Genomic DNA, 10,278 nt, shown 5'->3' with positions numbered 1-10,278 from the left:
CGCCCAGGCGTTCTCCCAGAGCCGCACGATCGCCGGGTACTTCTTGCCCCAGGCCTCGGTGAACTCGACGAACCGCTCGAGTGCGGCGTCCTCGGCCGAGACGGTGACTTCCTTCATCAGGTGCTTCTCCTTGATCGGAAGTTACACCGTTCTTTTTACAGACCCGGGTGTAGCGGTGCTGCCAGCGGTCCGGGGTAGGCGGGCTCGGCGGTGCTCAGCGTGCCGGCTCCGCCGGGGCGGGGAGGGTGTCGGGCGTCGATGTCCCAGCCGGTCCGGTTCGGCCGCGGCCCGTCCAGCCGACCGACGTGCGGCTCCGAACGATGTACACGGGGTCAAGCCCGGGGCGCCTCGTGGGCCTGGGCCAGGTGCTCCGGCCGAAGGATCTCGGCCGAGCCGACTGCCGGTGCACGCTGACCTGCGACTTCCCGCCCGAGGACACGATGTACGCGCTCAGTGGCGCGGGCCGCGGGCGACGCCGGCCGCGCGGCAACGGCAGGATCAGCGGTCACGTACTCAAGCACACTCCCCGGCCACCGCCACGCCCACAGGAACAGGCAATCCCATGTCAGCCATCCACCGAGTGTGTTACGCCTGATCCCCACCCCACGGCAGCCGAAAGGTCACCCCATAACAGCCAAGATCCACGACCTCGAGCGAGAACGCACAGCGGGGCGCGGTCCTCTCCAGGGCCAGCTGGTACTCCGAGCGCGCTACGACCGGCTGGCGGTACCGGCTTGGGCGGAGCGGCTGCCACCGCCGAACTCGGTACCCGGCGCGGCTGGTGGCGTCCTGGGACAAAGCGAGTCCGAGGATGTACAGGGTCTGGCGATCGACGCCGTAGAAGGCGGCGTCAGCGCTGCGGAGCCTTGCGGCGGCGGAGCAAAAACAGCAGGCCTGCACCGCCGGTGAGGACTGCGGCGCCGATGGCGGTGAAGGCGCTGATGCCGTCGGAATCGGTGAGCGCCTGGGCCTGGGCGCCGGAGGTCGCGGTCCGGGGCGGGGACGCCGCTGCCGCGGGCCCGCTCGGGGTGACGGAAGCGGCCGCCGCGGCGGAGTCGGCGACAACGAAGGAGGCCGCGGAGTAGCCGACGAACTGGGTGCAGGTGGCCGTGCCTGTGCTGGTCGCAGTCGGCGCCGACGCCACGGCGGCGACGGCAGAAGCAGGGGCAGAGGCAGGGGCAGACGGGGACGGGGACGCAGCGGAGGAAGCGGCCGGCGAGGTGGGCGTAGGGCTCGCGGAGTAGTCGATGAAGCTACCGGTGCCGTCGCTGAGTAGCGCCGAACCGCCGCTCTCGGTGCCGCCGTAGGTGCCCACGAGCGCGTGGCCGGTGGCCGCGACCCGGATCCCGACGGTGACCGCCTCGCCTGCGGCCAGCTGGTAGCTGCCCGTATCGATGATGCTCTGGCTGTTGCCGGTGCCGAAGTTCGCCGGCTGCCAGTCGGCGCTGGGCAGCTTGAGTTCGATGGTGAAGGCGTCGGCCATCAGCTCGGTGGGTGCGTCGGCGGGGGCGATCTGGAACGAGGTCCGGAAGTCCCTCACGTCGCGGCCGGTGGTGTTCCGGAAAACTGCGGTACTCTGCTGGGCGGCGCCGCCGGGCACCAAGGTGGTGCCGTCGAGCCCGGTCCAGCTGGCGGTCAGCTCATTGCGGGTCTGCACGCCTCCGGAGCACGGGTCGGCGGGAGCGGCTTGGGCGGCGGTCGCACCCAGGTCGACGCCGGCGGTCAGCAGGACGGCCGTCGTCATGAGGGCCCTGAAGGTGGTGGAACGCACGGCGGTTGCTCCTGAGCGGGGTGGACCGGAGGACCCGGGACGGTCGACACGCCCGACACCGGCACAGCTGTGTATCGGCACAGTTGTGTATCGACAGGCGCGAACTCTACACGCCTGCTCCCGCCGCGACTCGGCGCCGGGGTGGGATCGCCTGGCCGCCGTCCCCAATTCACCCGAACCCGCCGCCCGCTCCCGGGCCGGCGCGACTAGAACAGCGGCCGCCCGCCATGAGGCGCACCCCCACCCGGTGGTGGCAGGCTCGCACGGCCGCCGTAATGCGGCACCAAGGGATGCCGCCCATTTCAGTCACCAGCACCACCAAGGGCGGTAAGGCCCAGCCAGGGCATCCCCCTTCGCTGCGCTCCGTCCACCGACACCCGCTTGCAGGCCCGTTGGTCAGTCTCGCGGGTCATCGGGCGTCAGGTTGGTGCGCCGTTCGGCGATGGCGGTGTGGAGGTCGTCGCGGCGCTGCTGGTGCTCGCGCAGGAAGCGGCCGACCTGGGTGTCGGTGATGCCCAGGGCTCGGCGGCGCGGGTCTTGCCGTCCCGCTCGGTGCCGGCGAGTTCGGCGACGAGGAGGACGTCGGCGCGCTGCCACAGCATCCTCGTGGCTGACCGGCTTCCGCGCCTGCTTGATGCCGCCTGAGCCCGCAACCTGGCTCCGGGGAGCGGGCTCGGGCTTCGCTGCCCCGCCGTCGGTGAAGCCGCAGGCCCTCCCGCCACCGCCCCCCATGGTGTGCCGACTGTCCATGCCGGTAGTTCGGGAAACCGAGACAGCGCGCCTGGGAAAATGATCGCGCGCCAGTCTCAGGTAGCCGGCGCGGTGGCTGTCGCGGTTACGGCGGGCACGGGCCGCCTCGGCGGCGGCCCGCTCGTCCTCCTCCTCCGGGCGGTGGGTACCCTCAGGGTTCGCCCAGGGTGGAGTTGCGGCGGATGATCGCCTGCTGCTAGCGAGGACGGCTTGGCGCTGGGGATCTGGCTCAACAACACCCGGGCCAGGGCGAACAAGCTGACCGCCGAGCAGCGCGGGCAGTTGCAGGCACTCGGAGTGCCGTTGCAGCCGCCCGGACAGCCCGCCAGCGCCCTGGCAGGCTGATGCCGGCTGGACGGCGCGGGCAGCTGACGGGCCGTCAGGACCGCTTGAGCAGTCAGGGTGTCACCGCCGGCGGGAGCGTCCCCGATGTCCTTCTCCTGCCGCGTCACCGGCCCGGCTCAACTCCGTCGAGTCCACCCGCCGGTCCCCCGCCGCAAGAACCAGCCGCCGCCCCGCGAAGGCCAGCAAGACTGACCGTTCCCGGCGAGAGCGTCATCGCCTTGGTCCGGCCCGCCCCGGCCGGGCTCCGCGCTTGCACTCTCCCACGAGCCCTGGCGGATCGTCGGCGCGCACCGGCTCTTCGTCCCCGGCCGCGCCGCCGCGCTCACGGCGCTGCCGGCGCTTACCCGCGATCCCGTATGTCGAAGGCCGCGGGTCAGCTGCCCCAGGAGTCATGGCGTAGTCCGTCCGCCAGGTCCCACCACCAGTGCTGTACGGTCCCGTTCGTGTCGGTCGCCCACACGTGCTGGGCGTCCCCGATCAGCAGGGCGGTGGGGTCGCCGCTGATCCCGCTGCCCCAGGTGTCGTGATGCAGCCCGTCGAAGGACTGCCAGAAGTAGTGCTCGACCGTTCCGCCGCTGCCGCGCACGAAGACGTGCTGCTGGGCGCCGTTCTGCAGGAACGTGGGACGGCCGGTGACCCCGCTGCCCCAGGTGTCGTTGCTCCAGCCCGCTCCGGGACTCCACCACCAGTGCTGGAGACGGCCGGCACTGTCGGTGAACCAGAGGTGCTGCGCGTCCCCGATCTCGGCGACCGCGAGGTCGCTGGCCGCGTCTGCCGGAACGGTCTCGGTCTGGGAGCCCTGTGCCGCGTCCCACCACACGTGCCGGATCGCGCCTGTCGGCGTGCGGACGAACACGTGCTGCACGTCGCCGACGAGCATCGCGCTGGGCCGACCGGTGACACCCGTGGCCCAGGTGTCGTGATGGGAGCCGCCGGCCGGGTCCCACCAGGAGTGCTCCAGCGTGCCGGCACTGTCCACCCACCACACGTGCTGCGCGTCGCCGATCATCATCGCGGCCGGGTCGCCTGCGAGGCCGCCGCCCGCCCAGGTGTCGTGGGTGGTCGAGCCGGTCACCGAGTCCCAGAAGTAGTGCTGCAGCGAACCGTCCGAACCGCGGACGAACACGTGCTGCTGGGTGCCGTCCACGAAGGCGACCGGATCGCCGGTGACCCCGGTCGCCCAGGTGCTCGCCGCGTACCCGGTGGAGCCGTCCCACCAGATGTTGCGCAGCGCGCCGGTGCCGTTGGTGGCCGTGAAGTGCTGCTGGTTCGGCGAGAGGTAGACCTGTGAGCCCTCCGCGGCCCAGGTGGACCCGGTGCTGCCCCTGGGCAGTGCCGGCGCCTGGCCGACGTACGCGCGGCACTGGTTGCCGGCGTCGAGGTCGGTGGTGATCTGGATGAACGACTTGCCGTCCGCCGAACCGAGCAGCGGCGAGGAGTAGCCGGGGCAGGTGGGGGCCGGGCCGCCGCCCGCGTCGGACAGCGGCACCGGCGAGGCAATGTCGAACCACGGTCCCTGGCCGCCCCCGGCGTTGCCGAGCACCGTTGTGCCGTCGCCGGCGGCGAAGCTGCCGTCCGGGTCGCGCAGGCGCATCGCGGTGAGCAGCACGGTGTTGCCCGCGACCGTGATGGTGGGAGTGCTCGCCGGGTAGCGGCCGTCCGCGGTGCGCACCTGGGTGCCGATGTCCGAGGGGGTGCCCCAGTCCCAGCCGTCCGGCGAGCTGCGGACGTACGCCTCGCAGACGTGTGCGGTCCACCGCACACCTCGTAGCTCATGAGGTAGGACCCGCCGGGCAGCCGGCGCACGACTGCCATGCCGGGGCGGGCGGAGGAGTCGGCGAGCGCGACGGTGTCGCTGAACTCGGTCCAGGTGACGCCGTCGGTGGAACGCGCCCGCTCCAGCTTCTGGCTGTGCGCCGGATCAGTCTCGTCGGAGTAGAACACCACGAGGCAGCCGTCGGACGCGACGGTCAACTCCGGCTCCCACAGGCCCAGGCTGCTCGACGCCGTGGTCACGGTGGACAGGTACGACCAGCTCACGCCCAGGTCGTTGCTGCGCCACACGCGGACCGACATGTGCCTGCCGCTGCCCGCGTCGGCGCCGAACGACGCCGCCCACAGCAGCGTGCCGGCGGGCATGCCGCCCACCGCGCTCGGCAGTTCGTAGAGGGTCTGGCAGCACATGCCCGTGGAGTTGACAGGATCGTTGACGGCGCCGACCTGTGCGTACGTCCGGCCGTTGTCGGTGCTGCGGAAAATGGCACCGACCCAGTTGCTGTTCTGGTTGGTGACGACCGCGGCCACCACCGTGCCGTTCAACGATCCGTTGTGCTCCAGCCGGACCAGCCGTGGGTAGTAGGAGTACCCGGACCACATCTGACTACCGCCGCCCGGAACGGCGGGGGCGGCCGGGGCGGCCGGGGCGATGGTCAGCAGGCCGACGAAGCCGAGCAGTACGGCCAGCACCGACAGGACGCGCCTCATGGCATCACCTCGAAGGGGGTCGTGCTGACGGCATCCACGGCGCGGCTGCCCACGATGTCGTGCGGCCCGGGCTCTACAACGTTGTAACCGACCCTTCGTGCACCTGTCAATGCATCAACTCGGGGTCTTCACGGGCCTTTCGCCGTCTCCACTACAACCTGCCGACCGAGGCCACTCGCGTCCGGACGCGACCGGCGCAGACAACGTCGCCAGCAACATGTGCCTTGAACCGGCCGCGTCCCCGGACCGCGGCACGTCCGTACGCCAGGAGCCCTGCGATCGCTCCACCGCCCAGGACTGGACGCTGACACTGAAATCCGCCTCGCCCTGCCTCAGGGCGTGCCCGCTCACGGCGGGGCCCGCACGGCCAGCACCGGCCCCTCAGGCCGGCCGTCGGCGCCCAGCAGGCGGGCAGGCCTTCGCCGGTGACCACCGCGCGCGCCGCCCCGCCGCCCCCAGGTTCGTCCACGAGGCGGCCTGCGCGTGAAGCCAGCCCCGTCCTCGAAGCAGACCCACCCGCCGCAGGCCGCCCTGGTGCTTTTACCTCCGCCCAAGTCGCCTCCTTCCAGGCTGTAACGGGCTTGGGTCACGTTCCGCGGACCGCCGCACGGGCGTCTGCGGCGTGAAGCCGAGCCGGCGCATCAGCCGGGTGGCGCCCGAGACGCTGTAGGAAACGTGGAACTTCCGGCCGATCAGCGTGGCCACCCGCGCACCGGTCCACACCTGGTCCTCGTCCCAGCCGTGGGCGGCCGGTCCCTGGTCGAGGTACGCGGCCAGCTTCTCCTGGCACCGCACGGAGAGCTTGCGCCGCTGCCCGTGCGGGCCGCGCGAGCCCAACGCCGCCGCCCCGCCCCGCTTCCAGGCCTGGTGCCACTGATAGGCCGACTTGCAGCTCACCCGCAACTGCCGGGCCACCTCCGGAGGCTTGACTCCCTCGCCGAACAGCGCGGCAGCCTCCAGGCGCACGGCCTCATGGCGCTGACGTGCCTTCGCCGTCAACCCGCCTCCATCCGCATATCGCATGCAAGATGGTCTATGCCGACAGGTGACCGTCCGTCAGCAAAACGGCAGATCCATCACCCCAAAGAGCAGATGTCAGTAAGGAGTCTTGCCATGTCCGCCGAGCCATTCGAGGTCAGCGTCACCGAAGCCGAGATCGCGGACCTGCGTGAACGATTGCGACGGACACGGTGGCCGGAGCGCGAGCCGGTGGACGACTGGTCACAGGGTCTGCCGCTGGCGTACGCGCGGGAGCTTTGCCGCAGCTGGGCCGAGGACTACGACTTCGGGTTCGCCGAGCGGCTGAACGTGTTCCCGCAGTACCGCGCCACGATCGACGGGCTGGGCATCCACTTCCTGCACGTCCGCTCGCCGGAGCCGGACGCGTTCCCGCTCGTGCTCACGCACGGGTGGCCGGGTTCGGTGCTCGAGTTCCTGGAGATCCTCGGCCCGCTCACCGACCCGCGCGCGCACGGCGGTGACCCGGCGGACGCGTTCCACGTGGTCGCGCCGTCGTTGCCCGGGTACGGCTGGAGTGACAAGCCGTCGACGACCGGGTGGGGCGTCACCCGCACCGCGCGCGCCTGGGACACGTTGATGGTCTCGCTGGGTTACGAACGGTACGGCGCGCAGGGCGGCGACTGGGGTTCGGCGGTGTCCGGGGCGCTGGGCGAGGTGGCGCCCGAGCGGGTCGCCGGCGTACACCTGAACCTGGGATCCGTGGCGGCGGGCACGTTCGACGACCCGACCCCCGGGGAGTTGGCGAATCTCGAGGCCGAGAACGAGATGCGGCGCACCGGCCGGGGGTACTCGGCGATCCAGGCGACGCGGCCGCAGACGCTCGGCTACGGCCTCACCGACTCCCCGGCGGGGCAGGCCGCCTGGATCGCCGAGAAGTTCTGGGCGTGGACGGACAACGACGGCCATCCCGAGGACGCGTTGTCCCGGCAGACGATCCTCGACGAGATCTCGGTCTACTGGTTCACCGCGTCGGCCACGTCGTCGGCGCGCCTGTACTGGGAGAGCTTCGCCGACTTCCGGGACAAGGTGACCGCGCCGTCCGGGCTGTCGGTCTACCCGCGCGACATCAGCCGCCCGTCGAGGCGGGAGGCCGAGCGGCGCTTCACCGACCTGCGCTGGTTCGAGGAGCTGCCGCACGGTGGCCACTTCGCCGCGCTGGAACAGCCGGAGTCGCTGGTCGAGCAGGTGCGCGGGTTCTTCCGCCTGTTCCGCTGACTGCCCGTGCCACCCCACGGGAAGCCCCGCCCAGGGGATGGTTCCGTCCTCTCCGGGTCACCGGGCCGGGGTTACCGGCGAAACGACGGCCTCGCTCCGTGGCACCTTCATCCCGCCGTCCCAGCCGGCCGTCGAGCGGGGGAATGTTTGCTGCTGCACGCAGTGCCTCCGAGTCCACGATCGCGCCCGCCGGCGCTGTCCACACCGGGGACTGCCGGATGTCCGGCAAGCGGGTCGAGGCCATCGTCCAGACCGCCGACCGTCGGCCGTCCCGCTCGGGGCGCGGCTTGGACAGCTTCGTCCCGGCCGCGAGCAGCTGGGCGGCTTCGCGGCGGCCGGCTGCGGTCAGGCACCAGAGCTTGCGGCTGTCCGGCAGGCGCAGCTCCTCGCGCACCCTCCCGGCGGCTTCCAGGTCGATCAGGGCGTCGCGGGTGGCCTTGTCGTTGTGCTGTCCGGGCAGGACCAGGTGCCAGAGCTCCCTCGCGGTGGCGCTCTGGCACAGGCCGAGCGACACCAAGACCCCCTTCCTGACCGGTTCCGTCGAGTCCGCCTTCCACCGCGTTTCAGCAGCGGCAGGAAGTGGGTTGTCGCCACGGGCTCGGCCCCTTGTCCGGGGTTGCTGGCCTGCGGAAACGGGCTCAGCGGCTGTCGGGGGCACGGAGGTGCCGGCGGAGGTGCCCGTGGAGGTGTCGGCAACGGGTGAAACGAGGACCACGGACGGCGGCTCAAAAGCGGGCCGGGCCCCTTGTCCGCGCCGGGCGAGGCCTTCGCTGAGCGGCCGGCGGCCTGGTCGCCGTCGTCCGGTCCGGGCGCGGCGAGCGAGGTGGTGGTCATCGAGTGGCCTTCCGTGGAGCAGGAAGCCGGACCCGGCACGATGGCCGGCCCGGCACCCGGCCGGCCTGACCACCACCACCGGCACCGGCACTCTCGCCCTCCACCAGCTCATCGGCCCCACCCACGAATGAACCGGGCACGGGCCCGCACGGGCCTTGCCGCTGACCCGCCCAGTTCCTCGCCCGGGAAGGCCACGCCAAGGTGCCCCGCCCCACAACGAGCAGCTGCTGGTGTCGCAGGCCGCCGCGGGCGCTGCGGGGCTCTCGCAGACTGGGGCTGTGACCGAGGGGCCCGAGATTCCCGCGCCGCGCCGCGCTTTCAGCGACCGTTTTGACCTGCTGTACCGGGAGGCGGGCAGTCCGCTGCTGCGGGCGGTGGAGGGCTCGGTGGCCAGGGCGCAGCGGGTCAGGGCCGATGGGTGCCCGGTCCGGGTGCCTGCGCAGCGGATCAGCGATTGGCGGGGTGGGCGGGCGGTTCCGGCCCGGTTCGAGCCGCTGGCCGCGGTGCTGGCGGTGCTGATCGGCGAGGCGAGGCGCAAGCGGCCGCGGCCGATGGTGCCGCAGCTGTACGACCCCGAGGCGTGGCAGCTGTGCTGGCGGCAGGCGATCGACTCCCCCGTCGGCGACGGGCGTGCGGGCGGCGGGGCGGGTGGCGGAGCCGACGGTGGGCAGGTCGGCGCCTCCGCGGGCGGAGCCGGTGAGGGAGCGGGACAGGGCGCGGGACCGCTCTGTCCCTACCGGGGTCTGGCCGCTTACCGCACCGAGGACGCAGGGTGGTTCTTCGGTCGGGAGCAGGACACCGCGGCGCTGGTCGACGAGGTGAACCGGTGCCTGGACGGGGAGGCGTTGGTGGTGCTGTTCGGTGCCTCCGGTGCCGGGAAGTCCTCGCTGCTGCGCGCTGGCCTGGTGCCGGCGCTGGCCGACGGGGCGCTGCCCGGCTCGGGCGACTGGCCGGTGGCGGTACTGACCCCGACCGTGGACCCGGTGGCCGCGCTGGCCCATGCTGCCGCCCGCGCCCTGGGCTGCTCTGCGGCGCTGCTGCAGGAGCGGGCCCCCCGGGGGGGGGGGGGGGGGGGGGGGGGGGGGGGGGGGGGGGGGGGGGGGGGGGGGGGGGGGGGGGGGGGGGGGGCTGTGCCCCCGCCGGTGTCCCGGGGGGCGGGGGGGGCCATTGGGGCCGCCCGCGCCGGGGGGGGCTTGGGGGGGCTGGGGCTGGTGGGGGCACCCACGGCCCCCCCCCCCCCCCCCCCGCAGATTCGCAGTTGACCGACCTTCGGCCGCTGGGGCCCCATGACCTGACTAACTTCCTTTACTCAGAGCGACGCGGTCCGGCTGGCGGGCGTAGGACCAACGGCGGACCGGCCGCCTGCGGCTGGGGACCGATGACCCGACCGACCGTCCTCACCACAATGATCTTCAGCTCTCGCTGCCCACCCGGAGGACGACACCGATGCCCGCTCTGCTGAACGACGAGGACGTCCGCACCCATCTCGACGCGCCGACCGCCATCCGCGCCGTGCGCCACGCCCTCGTGGCCGCGCACGAGGGCACCCTGGACGCGCCCGCCCGCGTGCACGCGCAGTTCGGCGAGGGCGGCCTGGTCTTCACCGCGGGCTTCCTCCGGGCGGACCGGCTGTTCGGCTTCCGCTGCTACGACACCCTCGTCGGGGCCGAACAGCTGTTGGCCGTCTGGGGGGCCGACGACGGCCGCCTGAGAGGGTGTTCGATACCGATTTAGGCTGCCGCGAGGAGTTTCGGGCGGAGGTACTGCCCGATTCTGTCCGGGCTGGCGGTCAGTCGGGTGGCCATGGAGTTGACCATGGCCCACTGGATCATCGAGCGTGACCGGTCCGGCAGTTCCTC

8 protein-coding genes and 1 pseudogene are annotated in these 10,278 nt (G+C 72.5%); 6 read left to right on the top strand and 3 right to left on the bottom strand.

All coding sequences use genetic code 11. From position 1 onward, the window contains the following. Positions 1–850: 850 nt before the first annotated feature. Positions 851–1,771, bottom strand: coding sequence for an LPXTG cell wall anchor domain-containing protein (locus tag ACFYNO_RS41015; RefSeq protein WP_388023857.1), 921 nt, complete (start codon positions 1,769–1,771; stop codon positions 851–853). Positions 1,772–2,221: 450 nt separating this feature from the next. Between ACFYNO_RS41015 and ACFYNO_RS41010 the strand changes: the two genes are divergently transcribed. Beyond that, positions 2,222–2,416, top strand: coding sequence for a hypothetical protein (locus ACFYNO_RS41010; protein ID WP_388023855.1), 195 nt, complete (start codon positions 2,222–2,224; stop codon positions 2,414–2,416). A 309-nt stretch (positions 2,417–2,725) separates the two neighbouring features. Then, positions 2,726–2,866: pseudogene (locus tag ACFYNO_RS41005) on the top strand (helicase associated domain-containing protein); the annotation flags it as partial. A 373-nt stretch (positions 2,867–3,239) separates the two neighbouring features. Here the strand turns inward: ACFYNO_RS41005 and ACFYNO_RS41000 are convergent. Next, positions 3,240–4,628, bottom strand: a complete 1,389-nt coding sequence (locus ACFYNO_RS41000; RefSeq protein WP_388023853.1) for a hypothetical protein — start codon at positions 4,626–4,628, stop codon at positions 3,240–3,242. Positions 4,629–4,874: 246 nt separating this feature from the next. On the opposite strand from ACFYNO_RS41000, the gene ACFYNO_RS40995 reads away from it, so the two are divergent. Next, on the top strand, positions 4,875–5,033 hold the full coding sequence (locus tag ACFYNO_RS40995) for a hypothetical protein (RefSeq protein ID WP_388023850.1): 159 nt from the start codon (positions 4,875–4,877) through the stop codon (positions 5,031–5,033). A gap of 857 nt (positions 5,034–5,890) precedes the next feature. Here the strand turns inward: ACFYNO_RS40995 and ACFYNO_RS40990 are convergent. Then, complete coding sequence (locus ACFYNO_RS40990; RefSeq protein ID WP_388023848.1) at positions 5,891–6,349, bottom strand: winged helix-turn-helix domain-containing protein; 459 nt, start codon at positions 6,347–6,349, stop codon at positions 5,891–5,893. 114 nt (positions 6,350–6,463) lie between these two features. Here ACFYNO_RS40990 and ACFYNO_RS40985 point away from each other — a divergent pair, with 114 nt between their 5' ends. From ACFYNO_RS40985 to ACFYNO_RS40975, 3 genes are all read left to right on the top strand, one after another. Continuing rightward, positions 6,464–7,585 carry an epoxide hydrolase family protein gene (locus ACFYNO_RS40985; protein ID WP_388023846.1) on the top strand — a complete coding sequence of 374 codons (1,122 nt, stop codon included), beginning with the start codon at positions 6,464–6,466 and terminating at the stop codon, positions 7,583–7,585. Between the two features lie 1,385 nt (positions 7,586–8,970). Beyond that, positions 8,971–9,681 carry an ATP-binding protein gene (locus ACFYNO_RS40980; RefSeq protein WP_388023860.1) on the top strand — a complete coding sequence of 237 codons (711 nt, stop codon included), beginning with the start codon at positions 8,971–8,973 and terminating at the stop codon, positions 9,679–9,681. 184 nt (positions 9,682–9,865) lie between these two features. Next, positions 9,866–10,153 (top strand): hypothetical protein, encoded by a 288-nt coding sequence (locus tag ACFYNO_RS40975; RefSeq protein WP_388023844.1) that lies wholly within the window; start codon positions 9,866–9,868, stop codon positions 10,151–10,153. Positions 10,154–10,278: the final 125 nt, after the last annotated feature.

The sequence above is a fragment of the Kitasatospora sp. NPDC006697 genome, assembly GCF_042869935.1.
Classification (GTDB): domain Bacteria; phylum Actinomycetota; class Actinomycetes; order Streptomycetales; family Streptomycetaceae; genus Kitasatospora.
Note: the sequence above shows the minus strand (reverse complement) of the source record. Positions and strands in the feature narration are given on the sequence as shown.

Coding starts and splice junctions, on each gene's coding strand:
- ACFYNO_RS40985 (WP_388023846.1), top strand. CDS start 6,464: ATGTCCGCCGAGCCATTCGAGGTCAGCGTCACCGAAGCCGAGATCGCG.
- ACFYNO_RS40980 (WP_388023860.1), top strand. CDS start 8,971: ATGGTGCCGCAGCTGTACGACCCCGAGGCGTGGCAGCTGTGCTGGCGG.
- ACFYNO_RS40975 (WP_388023844.1), top strand. CDS start 9,866: ATGCCCGCTCTGCTGAACGACGAGGACGTCCGCACCCATCTCGACGCG.